Below are 21944 nucleotides of genomic sequence, written 5' to 3'. Positions count from 1 at the left end.
CTTCAGGTGATCCTGTCAGCTTGGTATGACTGCATCGATCCGGCAACTGCTCAGGCCGACGGCAGTTCGTTTTCCATCGTGTCGATGCAGCGCTGCATCTGTTCTCGGCACTGTTGGATCAACGCCGGGATGTCCTCTTTGCCGAGGCCGCTGGTCGAGATGGGCGCCAGCGAGCGGATGATGACGTCGCCGCTGTTCCAGCTGTTCAGGCGCATGCGCTGTGCATAACGGCTGACGCACACCGGGACGATGGGAACCCCTGCTTCAATCGCCAAGCGGAATGCACCGCTCTTGAAGTCCAGCAACTGGTTGCCGGGGTTGCGTGTACCTTCCGGGAAAATCCAGATCGAGGTGTTGTTGTGCTGCACTATCCGGGTGGTGGCATGGAGCGCCTGCCGTGCATGGTAGGCGTTGCTGCGGTCGACCAGAATGTTGCCGCCAAGCCAGAAGATCTGACCGAAAAAGGGTATCCAGCCCAGGCTTTTCTTGCCGATGCACACCGTGCGTGGTGGGACGACACCGCCGAGGACGAACAGGTCGAAGTTGGACTGGTGGTTGGCGATGATCACGCAGCCGGGCGGCTGGTCGAACAAGGGGCCGACTTCGGCCTTGACCCGCAGGCGCAGCAACCCGCCAATGGGCCAGGCATACAGGCGAGCGAAAATCCGGCTGTTGTCTGGGTTGAAGGGGCGGCACAGGCCAATCAACAAGCCAAGCGTACCCGCCAGCAGAAAGTGTATGCCCAACAGAAGCATACGGATCAGATAAAGCATCGAGTGACTCACACTGGGCAAACGCGGCGCAGTGTACGGCTGTGCACTCGTGGGGGCAAACACTGATGGTGCTGGCCGAGGGCCAAGGCATCGCAGGCAAGGTCGGCCCGGTGTGAAAGCCAGTGCCTTGTGTGGGGCCTGTGGTGAACAGGCTCGCCTGCGATGCGCCGGAGACGTTAGCCCAGGTGTTCCTGATCGAGAATGATTGCATCGTCCAGGGTTTCGAGCAGGGCCTTGCGCACCTTGAGCTTGGTGTTCTTGTGCGCGCTCATGTTGATTTTCTTCAGTTGCCGGGCAGCGGCGAGGGCGGCCTCCTGCAACTGCTCGGCAGCCACGACTTTATCCAGGAAGCCGGCGTCGATGGCGCTGATCGGGTCGAACATCTCGCCATTGATCACCGAGCGGTGAAACGCCGAGCGGCGCAGGCGGTCGCGGGCCAGTTCGATGCCGGCGTGGTGCATGGTCATGCCGATCTGTACTTCGTTCAGGCCGATATTGAAAGGGCCTTCGACACCGATACGGTAATCGGCCGAGAGCAGCAGGAAGGCACCCTTGGCCACGGCGTGCCCGGGGCAGGCGACAATCACCGGGAACGGGTGAGCGAGCAGACGCCGGGACAAGGTAGAGCCTGCCGTGACCAGGCTCACGGCCGCCTGTGGCCCGGAGGTCATCACCTTCAGGTCATAACCGCCGGAGAGGATGCCCGGTTGGCCGGTGATAATTACCACTGCACGGTCTTGCTGCGCACGATCCAGCGCGCTGTTGAACGCGGCGATCACATCGGGAGAGATCGCGTTGACCTTGCCGTTGTTCAGGGTCAGGGTCGCGATACCCTCGTCCAGGTGGTAGGTAATCAGCTCACTCATGAGAGGGATCCTTTGTTAAGAGTGAGGCAGACGTTACTCAGCCTCTGCAGCCAGGTAAAGCGCCAAGGCTGACTGGCCGGTCAGCGCTGGCGCCTGCGGCCCCGTACGCTGGGGGGCGACGGTGAAAGGCGGGTAAAGCGCTTTATAGATTGGCGGCTTTGCCCTATTTGGCAGGCAAGCGTGGCCGTTGCCCTTAAGCGCATGAAAATTCTGAAAAAAACCTTTGCCAAAAGAAAAACTTTCGACTACATTAGCGCCCCTCGACAGGCTGAACAGCTTGACGAGATCCGGTGAAGTGTCCGAGCGGTTGAAGGAGCACGCCTGGAAAGTGTGTATACAGGAAACTGTATCAAGGGTTCGAATCCCTTCTTCACCGCCACTTTCGCAAGACCCCTGAGAGAGCAGTCTTTCAGGGGTTTTTTGCATTTAGCCCGCCCTACGTCTCCCTCCCACTGGAAAGCTCGCCAAGCGACTCATCCGTCTTTCAGCCGTCCAGCAGCGCCCTTGGCTTGCTCGATCAACCAGTCAATGAGCAGCGTGACCTCCGGAAGTGTTCGGCTTTCCTCATTGCAGATGCAGAAGTAGTCCATTCCAGTCGGCACTTTCAGTGCAAATGGTTGAACCAGGCGTCCGTCGTCCAGATCACGTGCCGAGTTGATCTCGTCGCTGAGGGCTACACCATACCCATCCCGCGCAGCCTGGAGGGCCATACCGAAGTCTTCCAGGTGAACATCGGCATCCCCAGGGTACGGCAAGCGCGCTTCGCGCAACCAGTGTCGCCATTGCGTGCCGTCATCTTCATGCAGCAGGCGATGGTGTATCAGGTCGCAAGGTTGCCTGAGTGCATGGGGGCCGCGCAGCAGTTGCGGGCAACAGACAGGGAACATGTGCAGGGCCTGCAGCGGCCGCCACCAGAACCCTTCCCAGATCGGTGCGTCGTAAAGGACGGCGATGTCTGCTCGCCGCCAATCCACTTCCGAAATGTGATCCGCCGTGATGACCCGTAGCCGAATGTGCGGGTGCTGCATGCGGAACGCGAAGAGTCGCGGAATCAACCAGGTAGCGCCGAAAACCGGTTCCGTCGATAGCGTCAGTGTCTTCTCGGCTGGTCCCTGGAAATCCGTTTCGCAGGCCTGACGCACCCCATCGGTAATTTCATGCAGGCCTCGTGCAACCGAACGCTGCAGCGCCAGGCCTCGCGCTGTCAGCACCAGATGCCTGCCCTGTTTTTGGAACAGTTCGATGCCAAGGTTGTTTTGCAGAGACCTGATCTGCTGGCTGATGGCTCCCGTGGTGACATGCAACTCAGCGGCTGCCGCGCCGACATGGCCGAGTCTCGCGACGCATTCAAATACGCGAAAAGCATGAAGAGGAGGGAGTGCCATAGAACTTAACCGTTTAGTTTTATTGCTTATATTTCTAGCAATTTATATAGATTGATTGCTGTTTATACAATCTAAACAATGCCAGGGAGCAAGCCAAAAACAACAACTCCAAAAGGAGGCTCCATGAGGCTAAAACTGCGAGCACCAAGACGATTACAAAAAAGCACGCAAGTGGACTCCATGCTCTGGCGCCGTCTCGGTGCAGGTGCATGCCTGTTGCGTGCCTTGTCACTGGCCATGTTGAGCACTCTGGCAGGTCAGGCTACGGCCACGGAACAGGTTGTTCGGCTTTATGCCTGGGCGGAGTATGTCGTGCCAGAGACCCTCAAGAAATTCGAGGCTGAATCAGGTATCAAGGTCCAGTACGACACCTTCGAAAGTGCTGAAGTGCTGGAAACCAAGATGCTGACCGGCAAGAGCGGCTACGACGTCGTCGTCCCAGGCGTCGCCATGCTGGATCGGCTAATCCGCGCCAAGGCACTGCAGCCGGTGGACCTGACGCAGATGCCGGATCATGCCAACTTCGATCCTCAGTTGCTGGCTCAACTGCGTGCTGTTGATCCGGACAATCGCTTCGCCGTTCCCTACACATGGGGAACCGTAGGGCTTGCGTTCAACCGTCAAGAAGTGGAGAAACGCATCCCTGTTCCCCCCCTGGACAGCCTGGATCTGCTGTTCAATCCTGAGTATGCAAGCAGGTTGAAAAGCTGCGGCATTTCGATCGTCGATTCGCCTCAGGAAGTCATGAGTCTCACGCTGAACTATCTAGGCAAGCGCCCCTACAGCCAGGCCGCTGCCGATCTTCAGGCGGCGAAAGACATGCTCGCTACATTGCGTCCGTCTGTACGCTCCATCACCACCGGCACACAAATGACCGACCTGGCCAATGGCGATCTCTGCCTTGCCCTGACCTACAGTGGCGATGCAGTGCTGGCGAACAGCCAGGCGATGGCCGCGAACAAGCCATTCACCATCGAATACCGGGTGCCCCGCGAAGGGACCCTGACCTGGATCGATACCCTTGCCATTCCAGCCGATGCGCCTCACCCGAAGGAGGCCAAGGCCTTCATCGAATTCATTACTCGGCCGCAATCCATGGCCGAACTCACCAGCACGATGTTCTTCGCCAATGCCAATCTGGCCGCCGCTGGATTGCTGGACGCCAATATTACCCACAATGCTGCCATCTACCCTTCGCAGGGCGCGCGTCATGCCTTGTTCGGCGAACAGCACTTGCCCCTGCGCGCACTACGCGAGCGCACACGTGCCTGGACCACCTTTCGCAACCAGCAATGAGTACCTCATGACTGACTCTTCTCCAATCATCGATCAAGCCATTACGCGTGAAAGCCTCTACGGCACCGCAGCCGAATCCACCTACGGCGGCATCACCAGCTTCATGCGCCGTCGCTATACCCGCGATCTGCAAGGTGTGGACTTGGTCATCAGCGGCGTTCCATTCGACACGGCCACCAGCAACCGCCCAGGCAGCCGATTCGGGCCACGTGCCATTCGTGAGGCGTCGGTGCAATCGGCGTGGGCACGGCACTGGCCTTGGGAGTTTGATCCGTTCGACCTGCTGGCGTGCGTCGACTATGGCGACTGCTATTTCGACTACGGTACTCCGGAGCAGACTCCTGCGGCCATCAGGGCGCACGCCGAGAGGATCCTCGGCTCGGGCGCTGCAATGCTCACGCTGGGTGGTGACCACTTCATCAGTTATCCTTTGCTGCAAGCCCACGCCGCCAAATATGGTCCGCTGTCATTGATTCATTTCGACGCACATCACGACCTGGAGTGTGATGGCGAAGACAAACGTATCGACCATGGCTCGATGTTCTATCACGCCGTCCGCGAAGGGCTGGTAGATCCCTCCCGCTCGATACAGGTTGGCCAGCGAACCACCAATGACGATGTGATGGGGTTCCAGGTGCTCAATGCCAATGAGGCTCACGACCGGTCCCCTCGGGAACTGGCCGAAATAATCCGCGCCCGCGTGGGAGACAGCCCGGTCTATCTGACCTTCGATATCGACTGCCTGGACCCCGCCTACGCACCAGGTACCGGCACTCCTGTCTGCGGTGGCCTCTCGACGCACCAGGCGCTGCGGATTCTTCGGGATCTTCGCGGCATCAATCTGGTCGGGATGGACGTCGTCGAGGTGGCCCCGCCGTACGATCATGCCGAAATCACGGCGTTGGCGGCTGCCGCCCTGGCCATGGAGATGATCTGCCTGTACACGGCCCGGCATAAATTGTGAGCCAAGCGTCAGGCCTGCCCTGACGAACGATCCAGCATTATCGTGGACGCCTGCTATGGGTTTTCCGCCGGTCAAGGCCTCGAAGCGTCACGGTCAAATCCGTTGCAAGTAGCGGGTCAGGTCGACTGCTAACGGGGGGCAAGTCTGTGCAATACCCATTAGCGAACCAGCCCCGCGAAACGGTTGACTGGCACAGTAGGCTGGTACAGCCTATGCACCTACGGAAACGTTGCCCCCTTGTTTTACGGTGGGCAGCAGCGGGTTTTGCTAGGCGTGTGTAGGCTCAAGGGTTGGAATCCCTTCTTCACCGCCAGACAAATGAAAGCCCCGAACGCCAGTAGTTCGGGGCTTTTTTGTTTATGCCATGGAATCAGGGAGTAAGGCGTTTCATATGATCAGTGAATATTTCAACGCGTCACAGGTGAAAGCGGCTGAGCAATTGATCATTGCCATCAGCGCTTCGGACGAGCTGCGCGATCGCCATCTGCAAATGTTGCGCGAAACCGAGCTGGATGGCGACGACGCCGAAGAGGCTGAGGGCGACCCATCCCGGCTGTTGTGGATCATCAAGGACATCATCGACTGGGAAACCGGTTTTTACGTCGACTGGAGTGACACGGAGTCCTTCGTCGAATGCCTGGGCGAACTTGCCGAAAGCCGCGGTGTGACGCTGAGCTTCGGTGTCGACGACCCGCTGGCCGAAGAGTTTCTCGACGAAGTCGAGGTGCCTGAATTGATGCTTCGCGCTCACGCCGAACTGGCCGCGCAAGGCCTGGTGCTGTGGAACTGGGACACCGAGGGTGATGCGTATGGCGGCTGGATCAGTCGCCCGGACGCGGCGCCTGTGATGGCGACCGTTTCCGAGGTCCTGGGTGTCGAGATTCGCGAAGGCAGCGAGTCGTTTTAATGCCAGCGGCCGCCATCCCCCTTCACGGGCGCGATGGCGGCTGTCGACCGCTGCTGCGTCGACCTTAGAAACTGACCGACGCCGATACCCTGGCTGTGCGTGGCGCGCCGGGGAACAAGTAGCCATCCCCCAGGTATTCGCTTGCGTCACGCCAATAACGGCGGTCGAACAGGTTGTCCACTGTCAGGCGCAGTACCGTGTCGTATCCGCCGATGCGGGTGCGGTAGCGGCTGCCAAGATCAAACACGGCATAACTGCCGACGGCCACGCTGCCGGCATGGTTGGCGTATTTGCTGGCGCTGTAGCGGGCACCGCCGAGCAGCGCCAGGCCGGGTAGGCCGGGCAGGCTGTAGTCGGCCTGCAGGGCGGCGCGGAAGTTCGGTACGTTGAGGGCTTGGTGGCCTTCGTAATCGGGGGTGTCGCTTCCCTCGACCCGGGCGCGAATCGCCGCAGCACTGGCATTGATCTGCAGGTTTGACGTTACCCAGCCGCTCGCGCCCAGTTCCAGGCCGGTGTTCTTCTGTTGGCCCTGTTGCACATAGGTGAACGCCCCGGCGCCGTCCGGGCGCATGTACTGATACGCCTGGCGCAACTGAAACAGCGCTGCGCTGAGGCTCAGGCGTTGCCAGTCGCGTTTGATGCCGACTTCCAGTTGGCGTGACAGGGTGGGGGCCAGGGTTTCTGATGCGTTGCTGGAAAAAAGTGGTGCGGTACCGCCCGACGACAACCCTTTGCTGTAGCTGGTGTAGATCGAGATGTCCTGGCGCGGTTTGTAGATCAACGCGGCATTGGGCAGCAGTTCGTAGCGCTGTGTGGTGCGTGTTGAATTGCCGTCTTCATCAAAGGCGTGCTCATCCAGGCGTACCTCGCGTGCGCCCAGCACGGTCTGCCACTGTTCGTTGAAGCTGATGCGGTCACTGATGAACAGGCCGTACTGGCGGCTGTCGAGGCGGCGGGTGCTCTGGCCAACATCCGCCTCGGTTGTGGGCATCGTTGCAGGATCCTGAGCAATATTGCCAGTGCCTACCGGATTGGAAACAGTAGGTCGCTGATCCAGTGTTCGCCGCTGCGCACTGCTGCCGACCGTCAGGTCATGCTCAAGGCTGGCAGCGGTAAAACGGCCATTGAGCGCGACCTGGGCTTCGTCGATGCGTCGGGTATCGTCGGGGCTACGGTAGTCGTAGATATCGTAGTCGCCGTTGGGGCTGAAGAAGTTGCCTGGCGGAGGGTTGTTGCAGGTGGCAGCCCAGCACCCAAAGGCAAACGAGCTGTAGTCGTCGATCACCACCTTGCTGCGCGAGGCGCTGAGGCTGCCGGTCCAGGTATCGCTGAAGCGGTACTCGAAGCGCCCGCCCAGGTTCAGCGAGTCTATGGTCACGGGCTTGGCCCAGCGTTGGTAGGCCAGGTGATCCTCGGGGTCGACACTGTGCGGCAGGCTGTTGCCGCCCAGCAGTTGATAGCCAGGCGCTGAACGCTGCTCGCGCTGCTGATACTCGACGTCCAACTGCAACAGGGCGTCGGGGTTGAGCTGCCAGTCGAACGCCAGCGACGCGAAGTCCCGTTGCCCATCGGCGTGTTCGACATAAGAGCGAATGTCTTCATGGGCCAGGTTGGCCCGCAGGCCGAATTGCCGTTCGCTGCCGAACCAGCCGCCCAGGTCGGCGGCCATGTAGCGCTCGCCCTGATCATCGCCTGACAGGGTTAGTGAGCGAACGTCCTCAGGGCGTTTGGTGACGTAGTTGATCACTCCGCCCGGCGCGGATACGCCGCTCTGCAAGCCTGAGAGCCCCTTGAGCAGTTCCACCTGCTGTTTGTTTTCCAGTGCTACGTTCTGTTCCCCGGCGATGGTCTGGCCGTTGATCTTGTAGCTGCTGGCCGCATCCAGGCTGAAGCCGCGCACCATGAAGTTCTCGTAGTAGCCCACTGGCGCATAGTTTTCGCCGACAGAGGCATCGCTTTGCAGCACCTCGCTGAGCAGACGCACCTGGCGGTCGGCAATCAGCGACTCGGTGAACACCGACACCGAGGCGGGCGTATCGAGCAGTGGGGCGGGCTGGAAGCCACCGACGGCCGCTTCGTGGGCCTGGTAGCCCTCGTCCAGTTGCTCAGAGACTGTCAACGGTGCCAGTGTGATGCCGTTTTCGGCCATGGTGTGCGATGAGCTCAAGGCCAGGCTGAAGCTCAGCAGGCCGAGGGGCAGGCGGTGCAGGGTCATGCGAAAAGCTCCTTGAGGGCCTGCAGCGGGTGCGCCGTTATAGCTCGGCTGCTACCCAAGTGCTGGAGGCCCGGTGCGGCGAAACATTAAGTGCGCTAGAACGCGATAACTACCGGCATTGCGCCGGACAGCTGCGGGGGCGAAAAACGGCCGCTATCTTAGCAGGGGCGCCATGGACAAGGCGCCCCTGAGTTCACCGAAAATTCAGTGAGTTGTAAGAAGGGGGGAGGGCTCTAGTGCTCTGACGGCGGCGACGATGGCTTGTGTTTACGCCACTGGCCGTCAAGCTTTGACCAGGTCTTGCCGTCGGTGACAGCCATCAGTTTGCGCCCGTCCTTGAGCGTGGCCACGAAGGTCACCTCTTCCTCCTTGCCGCCCAGCCAGAGGCCGGCGATCAAGCCAAGAGGGCCTGCCATCAGTGCGCCGGCCACGCCCCAGCCAAGGGCGCTGCTCAGGCTGCGATTAAACTCCTGATTGGCGATTTTCATGTCCCTGATGCGTGACAGGGTGATTTTTTCTCCGGGCATGGGGTTTTTGCAGGTCTTGAGTGTGAGCGATCCATTGCGGTACTCGCCCTCACCTTGCAAGAAATCGCCGGCTTGAACCGTGAGTCTTGTCATAGCGCTTCCCAGTGAGTAAAGGGGCTGTTGACCAACGCCCTACTCAGCCCTTTGCGCTATGACAAGTCAATCACCAGGCGACGGAGGGTCGTGGTCTGATTTTCAGGCGGGACTGATCAGGCGAGCGCGTTTGTACTGTGCCAGTAGCCATACCAGTAGCGCCAGGCCACCGATGATCGTTCCGGCCAGCGCGATCCCGTCCCAGCCATAAGCCTGGAACAGTTGTGTACCGAGCAATGAACCCAGTGCGCCGCCGATGAAGTAGCAGGTGATATAGCCTGCGTTCAGCCGGTTACGTGCCTCCGGGCGCAGGGCAATCACCGCATTCTGGTTGCTCACGTGTACCAGTTGTACTGCCAGATCCAGAACCAGCACGCCAACCAGCAATGCAGCCAGTGACGATTGGGCGAAGGCCAGCGGCAACCAGGCCAGCAGCAATGCCAGCAGGCCGACCAGGGTGCCCATTGAGCCCTTGCCTCGGTCGGCAAGGCGTCCGGCCCAGTTGGCGGCCAGGGCGCCGGCGGCACCGGCCAGGCCGAACAGGCCGATGACCGCGTCGGTGTAGTGATAAGGCTCGGCAGACAGCAGGAAGGCCAGCGGTGTCCAGAACAGCGCGAACAGGCTGAAGGCCAGCAGGCCGAGCAGTGAGCGCAGGCGCAACACCGGCTCTTCGGCGAACAGGCGGAACACCGAGCCGATCAAGGCGGGATAGCGCATGCCTGCGGGTTGATGGCGCGATGGCAGGGCGCGCAGCAGGGCAAGGGTGCACAGGGTCATCAGCCCGGCTGCCAGCAGGTAAATACTGCGCCAGTCCCCCAGGGTTGCCATGAAACCGGCTGCGGTGCGCGCCAGCAGGATGCCCAGCAACAAGCCGCTCATCAGTGTGCCCACCACCCGGCCGCGTTGCCCCGGATCACTCAGGCCGGCGGCCATGGGTACCAGTACCTGAGCCACCACCGAGAACAGGCCGGTCAACGCGGTGCCCAGCAGCAACCAGGGCAGGCTCGCAGATAAGGCGCTGATCAGCAGGCCGAGGGTGCTGATGCTCATCATGGTGACAATCAGGCGTCGCTGTTCGAACAGGTCACCGAGTGGCACCAACAGCAGCAGCCCGACGCCGTAGCTCAGTTGGGCCGTAACGACGATGCTGCCCGCGCTTGCGGTGCTGAGGTTGAACTGCTGGGCAATGCTGTGCAGCAGTGGTTGTGCATAGTAGTTGCTGGCGACGGCGAGGCCCGTGGCAATGGCCATCAGCAGAATCAGTGCGCGGCTCAGCGGTGGCGTGGCGGCGGTCATCGGACGTTCCCTGTATCGGTGGTTGGTGCGTGCTGGTGCCTAGTATCGACAGCGCCTTAATATGACGCCAATGTATCGTTTTCATTCGATCAATCTATAAAACAGATGAATGTATGAACCTCAAGCAGATCGAGTACGCGTTGGCTGTTGCCGATACCGGCAGTTTCACCCTGGCTGCGCAGCGTTGCCATGTCGTGCAGTCGGCATTGAGCCACCAGATTGCCCGGCTTGAAGAGACCTTGGGGGCGCGACTGTTTGAGCGAAGCTCGCGACGGGTGAGCCTGACGCCCGCCGGCGAAGCCTTTGTGGTCAGCGGCCAGGCTGCGCTGGAGGCTGCCCGGCGGATTGGTGATGATGTTGCCGCTGCCTGTGGCGAAGTGCGTGGGCGCTTGTCCATAGGTGAGATCAGCTCCCTGACAGAGCTGGATCTGGTCGACCTGTTGGCAGGTTTCCATCATGAGTACCCGCAGGTTGATATTCGCTGGCTGATCAACAAGAGCGAGGTGTTGATGGCGGAGGTGCGGGAGCGGCGCCTGGATGTTGCCTTTATCGGTGTCTGGCCGGGGGAACCGATTGAGGGGGTGGCGTCGCGGTTGCTGGCCAGGGAAGAGCTGGTGGCGTTGTTGCCTGCGGGGCATCCGTTGGCCTGCCAGTCACGCGTGTGTCTGGCCGACCTGGAAGACCAACCGCTGGTGGACTTTCCAGCGGGTACAGGCGCTCGGCGCCAGACTGACGAGGCCTTCACCGCCGCCGGGGTGCGCCATCGGGTGCAGTTCGAGGTCGGTAGTGTGATGTTGGTGGAAAAGTTTGTTCAGCGCGGGTTGGCCCTGGGGTTGGTGGCTGCACCCATTGCCCGTGGTTTCAAGGGGGTGGTGGCCTTGCCGGTCAGTGATGCCCCTGTGCGCCATGTCTACGCCATTTGGTCGAATTCGCCGTCGCCGGCCGCCAAGGCGTTCCTGCAGGTGCTGGAGCGCTGTCTTGATGCCAGGGCAAATAATTACTGAACGGCAATCACCTCATAGTCCTGGCGTACCCCGGCCAGAACCAGGCTGACGGCGTCGCCTTCCTGCTTGCCCATCAGGCTCTGGCCCAGTGGCGAGCGGGGGGTGATGACGGTAATCAGGGTTTGCGCCTGGGTGATCGTGAGGCCGGCGGCCTCGGGGCCGATGAGCAGATGCCGTTGATTGCCGTTTTCCGCTTCCAGGGTCACCAGGTTGCTGACCTGAATGCCGCGTTCCGGGTCGTAGGGGCGCAGCAGGAGCTGTTGGTAGGCAATTCGTCCCTGGCGGATTTCTTCTGTGCGGCGTGCCTGGCCTGTGGCCAGGTATGAGGCTTCCAGGCCCAGGGTGTCGTATTTGTTCTCGGCGATGTTCTCTTCGTGGGTCGCGGTTTCATAAGCGGTCTGTGCCGCGCGCTGGGCGACCTCCAGGTCAATACCCAGTTTTTCGATGATCTGTTGCAGCAGTTCGGCCTTGTTCATGTCAGTTGCAAAATTCCAGGACGTTGGCGCGGCTTTTATCGGTTGGTGCAGTGCGGTTCTGTTGCAGCCAGAACTGGCACTTGGGGTTGGACAGGTTACGTGGATTGCTTTCCATCTGCTCCTCGGCCTGCTGCACTTCCTGTTTGCGCAGTATTTCCTTGTAGCGCTCGAACATCGGGTTATCGGCCGCAGCAGGTTGTTGAGGCGCCTGTACCGGGGCTGGGCGCAGGGTTTCAACCGCCTGGCTCAGCGGCGCGGTGGCTTGCGGCGCAAAATGCAGGGCCAGCCAGACGGTCAGCGCGATGGCGGCGAACCCCAGCCACAGGCCCAGGGCAATGCAGATGATCAATTGAAACGGTTTTAGGGTAATGCTCAGGGCGTGACGTCGTGCGCGAAGGGGCATGGCAGCCTCCTGGCCAGGGCGAGGAAAATGCAATTGTCGCATGCCGTTCCGGGTTTTTTCAGTGTCGGTGCTTTTGTCTGCGATGATTTATCCGGACAATCCACGCTTTTTTTCTGACCGATACCTGAGGTGCCTCACATGAATGCTTCCTGGGACATCTTCTGTCGTGTGGTCGATAACTATGGCGATATCGGCGTCACCTGGCGCCTGGCCCGGCAGTTGGTGGCGGAACAGGGGCTGGCGGTGCGTCTGTGGGTGGATGATCTGGGGGCGTTCGTACGTATTTGTCCACAGGCTGATCCGGCTGCCGGGCAACAGTGGCAGCAAGGCGTTCAGGTCTGCCAGTGGCCCGTCGATTGGAAGCCGACCCCGGTGGCCGATGTCGTGATCGGAGCCTTTGGCTGTCAGCTGCCGCCTGCCTACGTTCAGGCCATGCTGGAACACCCGACGCCGGTACTGTGGTTGAACCTTGAGTACCTCAGTGCCGAGGATTGGGTTGAGGGGTGTCATGGGTTACCGTCGCCTCAGGCCAATGGGCTGCGCAAGGTCTTTTTCTTTCCGGGTTTTACCGCCAGGACGGGCGGGCTGCTACGTGAAGCGAGCCTGTTGGCGCGGCGTCAGGCGTTTGAACAGGATCCGCTGGCGCGGCAGGCGTTTTTGCGGGGCATTGGCGTGCAACCACACGGCAATGCCCGGCTGATTTCATTGTTTGCCTACGAAAACCCAGGGGTGGCCAGTTGGCTCGAGGCCCTGGCTACCGACAGTCGGCCCAACCATCTGCTGGTGCCCGAGGGGCGCATTCTGGGTGATGTGCAGGCGTGGCTGGGGGAGACGGGGCTGGCGCCCGGTAGCATCGCTCGCCGTGGTGCGCTGACCGTGCAGATCCTGCCGTTTGTCAGCCAGGACGAGTACGACCAGTTGTTGTGGTGCTGCGATTTCAATGCGGTGCGCGGAGAGGACTCGTTTGTCCGTGCGCAGTGGGCCGGGCGCCCCCTGCTCTGGCATATCTATGTGCAGGAAGCGTACGCCCACTGGGAAAAACTCGAGGCCTTTCTTGAGCTCTACACCCAAGGTCTGTCGGCAGCGGCGAGTGCCGCGTTGGTGGATCTCTGGCGTGCCTGGAACATGGATCGTGATATGGGGCCGGCCTGGCAACAGCTGCTTGCGCACTGGCCGGAACTGGACGCGCACGCCCGGCGTTGGTGCGCTACGCAGGCCGCTCAGCCGGACCTTGCCACGACGCTGGTACAGTTTTACCGAAATTGGCTATGATATGCGGCCTCGATTTTTGTAAATCCATCCAAATTCGGATATCTCGTAATGAAAACTGGTAAAGAGCTGAAACCCGGTACCGTACTGCGGATCGACAACGACCCGTGGCTGGTTCAGAAAGCGGAATTCACCAAGTCGGGCCGTAACAGCGCGATCATGAAGACCAAGCTGAAAAACCTGCTGACCGGCTACAAGACTGAAACCGTTTACGGTGCAGACGACAAGCTGGACGACGTGATCCTGGATCGCAAAGAAGCGACCCTGTCGTTCATCAGCGGTGACTCCTACACCTTCATGGACACCTCCGACTACACCATGTACGAACTGAACGCCGAAGACATCGAGGCCGTTCTGCCGTACATCGAAGAAGGCATGGAAGACATCTGCGAAGCCGTATTCTTCGAAGGCCGTCTGGTTTCCGTTGAGCTGCCGACCACCATCAGCCGTCAGGTTGTGTACACCGAAAACGCCGCACGTGGCGACACTTCGGGCAAGGTCATGAAGCCAGCCAAACTGAAGAACGGTACCGAGATTTCGGTTGCTGACTTCATCCAGATCGACGAGTTCATCGACATCGACACTCGCGACAACAGCTTCAAGGGCCGTTCCAAGAAGTAATTTCCTGGCGCCCACGAAAAACCCGGCCTTTGCCGGGTTTTTTTGTGTCTGCAGTGCCGTGAAAGGGGGGGCTTACTGCCAGCGCAGCTCACTGCGCAACGCCAGGTCCCATGGCGGTACCGGGCTGAAGCGGCTCTTGAGGAACTCAAGCAGCAAGCGGCTGCGGGAGTTGGTTTCGTGCTCCAGGCGCAAGGCATAGATGCCGCTGCTTTCCGCTGCTGGCAGGCCGTTGTCGCAGAACAGCGGCAGCAGCTCCCCGCGCAGCAGGTACTCGCTGATCAACCAGGTCGGCAGGTGGGCGATGCCCAGCCCGGCCAGTGCGCCGAACAACAGGGTTTCTGCGTTGTTGGCGCTCATGCGCATGCGTGAGGGCCGTAGCAGGCGCATCTGCCCGTCGATGGCAAAGCGCCAGGCGAACGGCGGGGCCAGGCCGTCCCAGTCCAGGCCATCATGTTCTGGCAGCTCCTGCGGGCTGCTCGGCACACCGCGTTGTTCCAGGTAGGCCGGGCTGGCGCAGGCAATGCGCACCATGTAGGCCAAGGGTGTCGCTACCAGGCGGGTATCGGCCAGTGGTCCGGCGCGCAACACCAGATCGACTTCGCCCAGATGCGCGCCATGCAGGTCGACGAAGCTGTCGATCAGGCGCAGTTGAACATCCAGGCCTGGGTAGGCCACCAGGAAATCAGCGATTGCAGGCGCCAGATGGCGGCGTCCGAACGCGGCGGGCGCATCAATGCGAATCAGGCCTTCAGGCGCGTTGCTCAATGACACGGCTTCGGCCCGCGCCAGGCGCAGTTCTTCAACGATACGCCGGGCGCGTTCGGCGAATGCGTTGCCAGCTGGGGTGGGACGCACCGCGTGGGTGCTGCGCACGAACAGTCGGCTGCCTACGGCGGCCTCCAGGGCGTCGATGCGCCGGGCCACAGCAGACGGCGTTAGCGGGTGGCGTCGGGAGGCCGCGGAAAAGCTGCCTGCCGCCAGAACATCGAGGAAAAGGCTGAGTTGTTCGGTGAGGGCATCAGGGTTCATCGGCTGTATCGCCTTTGCGTAATTGGCATAGCCATTGTGCGTTGCTGTGCGTTTCCCTACTAGCCCTGGCTGGGTAGCATGTGACGATTGATGACCTTCAAGGGGCCGGAATGATCGAGTGGATGATGTACATCGCGTTGGGCGCCGCCTTGGGTACGATGGGTGGGTTGTTTGGCATCGGCGGCGGTTTGATCGCGATTCCTGCGCTGGGCCTGCTGTTTGGCCTCGATCAGCAGTTGGCGCAGGGCACTGCGTTGGTGATGGTGGTGCCTAACGTGTTGTTGGCCCTGTGGCGCTACCATCAGCGCAACCGGATTGCCTTGCAGCATGCGTTGCCGCTGGCCGCAGCGGGCTTTGTCTTTGCCTGGCTGGGGTCGATCTGGGCCGTGGGCCTGGATGCTGGCGCGATGCGCCTGGGCTTTGTCGGTTTCCTGATCGCGCTGGTGGTCTGGAACCTGGCGCGCATGTTCATGCGCAGCACGCCGCCCTCGAGCGAGTTGCGCCAACCCTGGCCGTGGCTGGGCGTGCTGGGCAGTGGCGCCGGTGTTGTGGGTGGCCTGTTCGGTGTGGGCGGTGCGGTGATTGCCACGCCGGTGCTGACCAGCGTGTTCGGCACGACTCAAGTGGTCGCCCAAGGCCTTTCGCTGGCGTTGGCGGCGCCCAGCACGGCGGTAACCTTGGTCACATATGGCGTGCATCAGCACGTGGATTGGAGCATGGGCGTTCCCTTGGCGCTGGGCGGGCTGCTCAGCATCAGTTGGGGGGTAAAACTGGCCCATGCCTTGCCGGAGAAGGTGCTGCGTTCGCTGTTCTGCGGGTTTCTGGTGCTGTGTGCGGTGATGCTGGCTTTCAAGGTGTGAGGCGGACACATCGGTGTGCTACCCAAGCCAGGGTCCTTGAGCGTCAGGATCGTGGCTTGGGCTTTGGCGTTTGTGTCGGCGCGTACAGGTCTAGCGACGCACCTGCTTGAGGGTTTCGGCAATCAGGAAGGCCAGCTCCAGTGACTGGTCGGCGTTCATGCGTGGGTCGCAGTGGGTATGGTAGCGGTCCGACAGTGCATCTTCGGTGATCGGACGGGCGCCGCCGATACACTCGGTGACGTTCTGCCCGGTCATCTCGATGTGGATACCACCGGCATGGCTGCCTTCGGCCTGGTGAACCTGGAAGAACTGTTTGACCTCGCTGAGGATCTGCGCAAAGTCTCGGGTCTTGTAGCCGCTGCTCGCCTTGATGGTGTTGCCGTGCATGGGGTCGGAACTCCAGAGCACCTTGCGCCCCTCACGTTCCACGCTGCGAATCAGCGCCGGCAAGTGGTCGCCGACTTTTTCCGCGCCCATGCGCACAATCAGGTTGAGGCGCCCCGGGTCGTTATCCGGGTTGAGCACGTCGATCAGGCGAATCAATTCCTCGGTGTTCATGCTTGGGCCGACCTTGACCCCAATGGGGTTGTTCACCCCGCGCAGGAACTCGACATGCGCGCCGTCGAGCTGGCGGGTGCGGTCGCCAATCCAGAGCATGTGCGCCGAGCAGTCGTACCAGTCGTTGGTCAGGCTGTCGCGGCGCACGAAGGCTTCTTCGTAGTTGAGCAGCAGCGCTTCATGGGCGGTGAAGAAACTGGTTTCGCGCAGCTGCGGTGCGCTGTCCAGGCCACAGGCGCGCATGAAGGCCAGGGTTTCGTCGATGCGGTCGGCCAGTTGGCTGTACTTCTCGGCCAGGGCCGAGTTAGCGATGAAGTCCAGGTTCCACTTGTGCACCTGATGCAGGTCGGCAAACCCGCCCTGGGCAAAGGCGCGCAGCAGGTTCAGGCTGGCAGTGGACTGGTGGTAGGCCTGCAGCAGGCGCTCTGGATCCGGCACGCGGCTTTTTTCATCGAAACCAATGCCGTTGACGATGTCGCCGCGATAAGCGGGGAGGGTGACACCGGCGATGGTTTCGTCGCCCGCCGAACGGGGTTTGGCAAATTGTCCGGCCATTCGGCCGACTTTCACCACCGGGCAGCCGGCGGCAAAGGTCATGACAATGGCCATTTGCAGGAGCACTTTGAAGGTGTCGCGAATTTTTGCCGCAGAGAACTCCGCGAAGCTTTCGGCGCAGTCGCCGCCTTGCAGCAGGAAGGCGCGGCCCTCGGTGACTTCCGCGAACTGGCGGCGCAGTTCACGGGCTTCGCCGGCAAACACCAGCGGTGGATAACCGGCCAGCGTCTGTTCGACCTTGTGCAGGTGCGTCGCGTCAGGGTAGGTCGGTTGTTGCTGGATCGGCAGGGCGCGCCAGCTGTCAGGACTCCAGGGTTGGCTCATCGCAGACTCGGTTGTTATCAGATTATAAAGAGGGCTGGGGCCATGGTAACAGTTGGAAGGTGCCTTGTTGCACTGCCTGCATTGGCGGACAATGGCGGTTTTGCTTGGGCAGGCATCGGTGCCGGGAGACGAGATGACAGAGGAACGGGTAGAGCGGCTGCTGGCCCAGGTTCACGACGAGTACGGCACCATCAGTGTGCTGGAGGTCGAGGACTACCGCTTCCTTGAGTTCGGTGAGGCCATAGAGCAGAGCTGTGTGTTCACGGCCGATCCAAGCTGGCTGGAGTACGACTACACCCGTGCCATGCTGATTGGCGCGTTGTGCCATGCCGAGCCGGAAAGTGCCTTGTTCCTCGGGCTTGGTGCCGGCACCTTGACCCAGGCCTGCCTGAAGTTCCTGCCGCTGGACGATGTCGAGGTGATCGAGCTGCGCCCGGATGTGCCGCGCCTGGCCATTGAGTACCTGGGGCTGGACGACGACCCGCGCCTGTATATCCGCGTGGGCGATGCGGTGGAGCTGCTGGAAACCGCCGAAACCGCCGACCTGATTTTCGTCGACCTGTATACCGATCACGGGCCGAGCGTGGGGCATCTGGCCTGGCGCTTTTTGGAGAACTGTCAGAAACGCCTCAATCCCGGCGGTTGGCTGGTGATCAACCAGTGGGCGGCGGATGACGGCAAGCCGCTGGGGGCTGCGTTGTTGCGCGGGCTGTATCATCGGCACTACTGGGAGCTGCCGGTGAAGGAGGGTAACGTCATTCTGCTGGTTCCGGCAGACCTCGAGCAGACGCTGGACATGCCTGGCCTTGTCGCTCGGGCCGATGCATTGGCACCACGTCTGGGCTACTCGTTGCAACCGTTGATCGGAGCGATCCGCCCGGCGAGTTGAGGCGGCTGCTGAAATAATCGATTCAGCCCATGCCCCGGGGCGATATGCGCGTAATCCGGGGCGCCGCTCTATGCTGTCATCTTTCGATAAAAAACTCTCACGTGAAGCGCTATTTCAGGTATAGTACGCGCCGGTCTTTTACTAGACCTCGTCTTAGGTAGTGCAATTTCCCGAAGCCAGCTTCGGCTGCGCGTCCGCACAGCGGACTCTCCTTGACGTTCCTTTTTCTTCAATCGTTTTCGCAAATCCCCGCCGACAAAGCTGCCAGGGTGACCCGTGGGTCTTACAAGGCATGCGCAGCTTTGGAGCATGGGTCTTTGCGGATGCACTTAGAGGCAGACCCATGACCCAGGAAACCGGCGGCTTCGCCGCTCTCGACCTTCATCCGAGCATTGTTGCTGCTGTATTGGCTACCGGCTACGAAGAGCCATCCGCCATTCAGCAACAATCGATCCCGATTATTCTCGCCGGTCATGACATGATCGGCCAGGCGCAGACAGGTACCGGTAAAACCGCTGCCTTCGCACTGCCAATCCTGAATCGCATCGACCCGAGCAAGCGCGAGCCGCAAGCCCTGATCCTGGCGCCAACCCGTGAGTTGGCGCTGCAAGTAGCCACCGCCTTTGAAACCTACGCCAAGCAAATGCCGGGCGTAACCGTGGTGGCCGTGTACGGTGGTGCCCCAATGGGCCCACAATTGAAAGCAATCCGTAACGGCGCGCAAATCGTCGTTGCTACCCCGGGCCGTCTCTGCGACCACCTGCGTCGTGATGAGAAAGTCCTGGCGACCGTCAATCACCTGGTGCTCGACGAAGCCGACGAAATGCTCAAGCTGGGCTTCATGGACGACCTGGAAGTCATCTTCAAGGCCATGCCGGAAAGCCGTCAGACCGTACTGTTCTCGGCGACCTTGCCTGCTTCTATCCGTGCCATCGCCGAGCGCCACCTGCGCGATCCGAAGCACGTCAAGATCCAGAGCAAGACCCAGACCGTAACGGCCATCGAGCAGGCTCACCTGATGGTCCACGCGGACCAGAAAGTAGCCGCTGTCCTGCGTTTGCTGGAAGTTGAAGAGTTCGATGCGCTGATCGCCTTCGTACGTACCAAGCAAGCGACCCTGGACCTGGCCAGCGCCCTGGAAGCCAAAGGCTACAAGGCTGCAGCACTGAACGGCGACATCGCCCAGAACCAGCGTGAGCGCGTCATCGACTCGCTCAAGGATGGCCGTCTGGACATCGTCGTCGCGACCGACGTTGCTGCCCGTGGTCTGGACGTACCGCGCATCACTCACGTGTTCAACGTTGACATGCCGTACGATCCTGAGTCTTACGTTCACCGTATTGGCCGTACTGGCCGTGCAGGTCGTGAAGGCCGTGCACTGCTGCTGGTCACCCCGCGTGAGCGTCGCATGCTGCAGGTTATCGAGCGTGTAACGGGCCAGAAAGTTGCCGAAGTTCGCCTGCCGAACGGCCAGGCTGTTCTGGATGCGCGTATCAAGAAGCTGACCAACAGCCTGGCGCCGCTGGTTGCCGACGCTGAGTCGACTCATGGCGACCTGCTGGACCGCCTGACCGCCGACATCGGTTGCAGCCCACGTGCCCTGGCTGCTGCCCTGCTGCGCAAAGCAACCAACGGTCAGGCGCTGACCCTGGAAGCGGTTGAGCGTGAGCAGCCACTGGTGCCGACCTACACTCCGCGTGAGCGTACTGCAGGTGATCGTCCAGAGCGCAGTGATCGTGAGCGTCGTGCGCCAATGCCGCTGGGCGAAGGTCGTGCTCGTTGCCGTACCGCGCTGGGTGCGCGTGATGGTATCGCTGCCAAGAACCTGCTCGGCGCTATCCTCAACGAGGGTGGCCTGGCACGTGAAGCAATCGGTCGCATCCAGGTGCGTGACAGCTTCAGCCTGGTTGAGCTGCCAGAAGACGGTCTTGAGCGTCTGCTGACCAAGCTCAAGGACACTCGCGTTGCCGGCAAGCAGCTGAAGCTGCGTCGCTACCGCGAAGATTGATCCGCGTGTCATAAAAAATCCCCGACTGGTTCGGGGATTTTTTTTGCCTGTCGGCTGGGTGAATGGCTCAGTCGAAGCGGTAAATGTCCATTCCCAATGCACCCAGGGTGAAGCCTTGGTGAACAATGCTGAAATGCTCGCCTGCGCCGCGAGCGAAGTACAGCGGCAGCAAGTGTTCATCGCTGGGATGGTTGCGCACCGCAAACGGTGCCTGGCGGCGATAGTCCAGCAGCGCGGCATCGTCACCGGCTTCGAGCTTTTCCACCATCCAGTCGCGGAATGCCAGTGCCCAGGGTTCTACGCTGTCCGGGCCTGCGTGCCAGGATAGCTCGCGCAGATTGTGGGTGATGCTGCCGGAGCCAATCAGCAGGATGTTTTCCTGGCGCAGCGCAGCCAGGGCATTACCAACCCGTTCCTGTAACTGTGGGCCCAGGTGGCTGGGCAGGGACACTTCTACGACCGGAATGTCGGCCTGTGGATACATCAGTGACAGCGGTACCCAGGCGCCATGGTCGAATGGGCGCTGTGGGTCGAGCGAAGCCGTCAGGCCGGCGCTCTTGAGCTGCTCGACAATCTGGGCTGCCAGTGCTGGTGCGCCGGGGGCGGGGTACTGAACGGCAAAGAGTGCCGGTGGAAAGCCGCCAAAGTCATGCCAGGTTTTCGGGCTTGGGTGGCTGCTCACGCACAACGCCTGGCTCTCCCAGTGCGCAGAGACCACGATGATGGCTTTGGGTCGAGGCAGTGCTTCTGCCAGTCGTGCGAGGGCAGGGCCGCTCTCGCCGGGTTCCAGGGCGAGCATGGGCGAACCGTGGGAAATAAACAGACTGGGCAGCATGGAAGAGGTCCTGAGGTTAAGATGGGGTTATCTTCTGTCAGTTCATTTATCTAAATCTAATATAAGTTTTCGTATCATTTGATCGAAATTTTGGAGCCATTCATGCAGCCGGAATTTTGGCATGACCGCTGGGCGCGTAATCAGATCGGTTTTCACCTGGATCAGGTCAATCCTTACCTGCAGCGACACTGGCCCAGCCTCGGCTTGATGGCAGGCGACAAGGTGCTGGTGCCCTTGTGTGGCAAGAGTCTTGATCTGTTCTGGTTGGCCGGGCAAGGGTTGCGGGTGCAGGGTATTGAGTTGTCCGAGCGCGCGGTAGAGGCGTTTTTCAGCGAGCATCAGTTGCATCCGCAGGTGTCTCGACGTGGCGCTTTCAAGGTCTACCAGTGCGAGGGGCTTGAGCTCTGGTGTGGCGATATCTTTGCCCTGACCGCCGAAGATGTTGGCGATTGCTCGGCCCTGTATGACCGTGCAGCCCTGATTGCCTTGCCCGCACCGATGCGCCAGCGCTATGCCAGCCACCTGCAAGCGTTGCTGGCGGCACACGCCAAGGGGCTGTTGATCACACTGGACTACGATCAATCAACGATCGACGGGCCGCCCTTTGCCGTACTTGAGGCAGAAGTCCGTGCCCTGTACGCAGGGTGGCGGGTTACCCTTGGAGAGACACGAGACATTCTCGCGGAGAGCCCAAAGTTCCAGGCAGCGGGAAGCGCGGGCTTGTTGGAGCATGTGTATCGGCTCGAGCGCTGACCGCAAGCACGCCATCGCAGGCAAGCCTGCTCCAACAG

General features: G+C 60.9%; 20 protein-coding genes, 1 tRNA gene and 1 pseudogene. 11 read left to right on the top strand and 11 right to left on the bottom strand.

Annotation, left to right across the window (positions count from 1 at the left end; all coding sequences use genetic code 11):
• Positions 1 to 50 precede the first annotated feature (50 nt).
• On the bottom strand, positions 51 to 773 hold the full coding sequence (locus tag AB7M23_RS23170; RefSeq protein ID WP_454242119.1) for a lysophospholipid acyltransferase family protein: 723 nt from the start codon (positions 771 to 773) through the stop codon (positions 51 to 53).
• Positions 774 to 949: 176 nt separating this feature from the next.
• Entirely contained in the window at positions 950 to 1639 is a 690-nt protein-coding gene (locus tag AB7M23_RS23165) for a crotonase/enoyl-CoA hydratase family protein (protein WP_454242118.1), read from the bottom strand.
• A gap of 289 nt (positions 1640 to 1928) precedes the next feature.
• On the opposite strand from AB7M23_RS23165, the gene AB7M23_RS23160 reads away from it, so the two are divergent.
• A tRNA-Ser gene (locus AB7M23_RS23160) sits at positions 1929 to 2018 on the top strand.
• A 94-nt stretch (positions 2019 to 2112) separates the two neighbouring features.
• Here AB7M23_RS23160 and AB7M23_RS23155 read toward each other — a convergent pair.
• Positions 2113 to 3024 carry a LysR substrate-binding domain-containing protein gene (locus AB7M23_RS23155; RefSeq protein ID WP_454242117.1) on the bottom strand — a complete coding sequence of 304 codons (912 nt, stop codon included), beginning with the start codon at positions 3022 to 3024 and terminating at the stop codon, positions 2113 to 2115.
• 180 nt (positions 3025 to 3204) lie between these two features.
• Between AB7M23_RS23155 and AB7M23_RS23150 the strand changes: the two genes are divergently transcribed.
• From AB7M23_RS23150 to AB7M23_RS23140, 3 genes are all read left to right on the top strand, one after another.
• Entirely contained in the window at positions 3205 to 4320 is a 1116-nt protein-coding gene (locus AB7M23_RS23150; RefSeq protein WP_454242116.1) for an extracellular solute-binding protein, read from the top strand.
• A 7-nt stretch (positions 4321 to 4327) separates the two neighbouring features.
• Positions 4328 to 5284 carry an agmatinase gene (gene speB, locus AB7M23_RS23145; protein WP_454242115.1) on the top strand — a complete coding sequence of 319 codons (957 nt, stop codon included), beginning with the start codon at positions 4328 to 4330 and terminating at the stop codon, positions 5282 to 5284.
• 391 nt (positions 5285 to 5675) lie between these two features.
• A complete protein-coding gene (locus tag AB7M23_RS23140) occupies positions 5676 to 6191 on the top strand; it encodes a DUF6630 family protein (protein WP_454242114.1) in 516 nt (171 codons plus the stop codon).
• A gap of 64 nt (positions 6192 to 6255) precedes the next feature.
• On the opposite strand, the gene AB7M23_RS23135 is transcribed toward AB7M23_RS23140, so the two are convergent.
• The 3 genes from AB7M23_RS23135 to AB7M23_RS23125 all read right to left on the bottom strand — a co-directional run bounded on the left by AB7M23_RS23135 (position 6256) and on the right by AB7M23_RS23125 (position 10322).
• Positions 6256 to 8406, bottom strand: coding sequence for a TonB-dependent siderophore receptor (locus tag AB7M23_RS23135; protein WP_454242113.1), 2151 nt, complete (start codon positions 8404 to 8406; stop codon positions 6256 to 6258).
• A gap of 233 nt (positions 8407 to 8639) precedes the next feature.
• A complete protein-coding gene (locus AB7M23_RS23130) occupies positions 8640 to 9026 on the bottom strand; it encodes a hypothetical protein (RefSeq protein ID WP_065761888.1) in 387 nt (128 codons plus the stop codon).
• A 102-nt stretch (positions 9027 to 9128) separates the two neighbouring features.
• On the bottom strand, positions 9129 to 10322 hold the full coding sequence (locus AB7M23_RS23125; protein WP_454242112.1) for an MFS transporter: 1194 nt from the start codon (positions 10320 to 10322) through the stop codon (positions 9129 to 9131).
• 113 nt (positions 10323 to 10435) lie between these two features.
• Between AB7M23_RS23125 and AB7M23_RS23120 the strand changes: the two genes are divergently transcribed.
• On the top strand, positions 10436 to 11326 hold the full coding sequence (locus AB7M23_RS23120) for a LysR family transcriptional regulator (protein ID WP_454242111.1): 891 nt from the start codon (positions 10436 to 10438) through the stop codon (positions 11324 to 11326).
• Here the strand turns inward: AB7M23_RS23120 and AB7M23_RS23115 are convergent.
• Together AB7M23_RS23115 and AB7M23_RS23110 are read right to left on the bottom strand one after the other, a co-directional pair.
• Positions 11320 to 11802 (bottom strand): GreA/GreB family elongation factor, encoded by a 483-nt coding sequence (locus AB7M23_RS23115; RefSeq protein ID WP_454242110.1) that lies wholly within the window; start codon positions 11800 to 11802, stop codon positions 11320 to 11322. The two genes, AB7M23_RS23120 and AB7M23_RS23115, sit on opposite strands and share 7 nt — an antisense overlap.
• A 1-nt stretch (position 11803) precedes the next feature.
• Positions 11804 to 12205, bottom strand: a complete 402-nt coding sequence (locus tag AB7M23_RS23110) for a hypothetical protein (protein WP_099775473.1) — start codon at positions 12203 to 12205, stop codon at positions 11804 to 11806.
• A gap of 138 nt (positions 12206 to 12343) precedes the next feature.
• Here AB7M23_RS23110 and earP point away from each other — a divergent pair, with 138 nt between their 5' ends.
• Entirely contained in the window at positions 12344 to 13477 is a 1134-nt protein-coding gene (gene earP, locus AB7M23_RS23105; protein ID WP_454242109.1) for an elongation factor P maturation arginine rhamnosyltransferase EarP, read from the top strand.
• A gap of 48 nt (positions 13478 to 13525) precedes the next feature.
• Complete coding sequence (gene efp / locus AB7M23_RS23100) at positions 13526 to 14095, top strand: elongation factor P (protein ID WP_065760477.1); 570 nt, start codon at positions 13526 to 13528, stop codon at positions 14093 to 14095.
• A 72-nt stretch (positions 14096 to 14167) separates the two neighbouring features.
• Here the strand turns inward: efp and AB7M23_RS23095 are convergent, their stop codons facing one another.
• Entirely contained in the window at positions 14168 to 15124 is a 957-nt protein-coding gene (locus AB7M23_RS23095; protein WP_065760476.1) for a LysR family transcriptional regulator, read from the bottom strand.
• Between the two features lie 110 nt (positions 15125 to 15234).
• Here AB7M23_RS23095 and AB7M23_RS23090 point away from each other — a divergent pair, with 110 nt between their 5' ends.
• Positions 15235 to 15984: a sulfite exporter TauE/SafE family protein gene (locus AB7M23_RS23090; protein ID WP_099775471.1), complete on the top strand. Its 750-nt coding sequence runs from the start codon at positions 15235 to 15237 to the stop codon at positions 15982 to 15984.
• 90 nt (positions 15985 to 16074) lie between these two features.
• On the opposite strand, the gene AB7M23_RS23085 is transcribed toward AB7M23_RS23090, so the two are convergent.
• Entirely contained in the window at positions 16075 to 17421 is a 1347-nt protein-coding gene (locus tag AB7M23_RS23085; protein WP_454242108.1) for a class II 3-deoxy-7-phosphoheptulonate synthase, read from the bottom strand.
• A gap of 133 nt (positions 17422 to 17554) precedes the next feature.
• On the opposite strand from AB7M23_RS23085, the gene AB7M23_RS23080 reads away from it, so the two are divergent.
• Positions 17555 to 18310: a spermidine synthase gene (locus AB7M23_RS23080; RefSeq protein WP_065760473.1), complete on the top strand. Its 756-nt coding sequence runs from the start codon at positions 17555 to 17557 to the stop codon at positions 18308 to 18310.
• 309 nt (positions 18311 to 18619) lie between these two features.
• A pseudogene (locus AB7M23_RS23075) lies at positions 18620 to 20318 on the top strand (DEAD/DEAH box helicase).
• A gap of 67 nt (positions 20319 to 20385) precedes the next feature.
• On the opposite strand, the gene AB7M23_RS23070 reads toward AB7M23_RS23075, so the two are convergent.
• Positions 20386 to 21153 (bottom strand): DODA-type extradiol aromatic ring-opening family dioxygenase, encoded by a 768-nt coding sequence (locus AB7M23_RS23070; protein WP_065760471.1) that lies wholly within the window; start codon positions 21151 to 21153, stop codon positions 20386 to 20388.
• A 102-nt stretch (positions 21154 to 21255) separates the two neighbouring features.
• On the opposite strand from AB7M23_RS23070, the gene AB7M23_RS23065 reads away from it, so the two are divergent.
• Positions 21256 to 21906: a thiopurine S-methyltransferase gene (locus AB7M23_RS23065; RefSeq protein ID WP_454242107.1), complete on the top strand. Its 651-nt coding sequence runs from the start codon at positions 21256 to 21258 to the stop codon at positions 21904 to 21906.
• Positions 21907 to 21944 lie beyond the last annotated feature (38 nt).

Source organism: Pseudomonas sp. HLS-6 TE3448, assembly GCF_053629555.1.
This window is presented reverse-complemented; position numbering and strand designations above follow the sequence as displayed.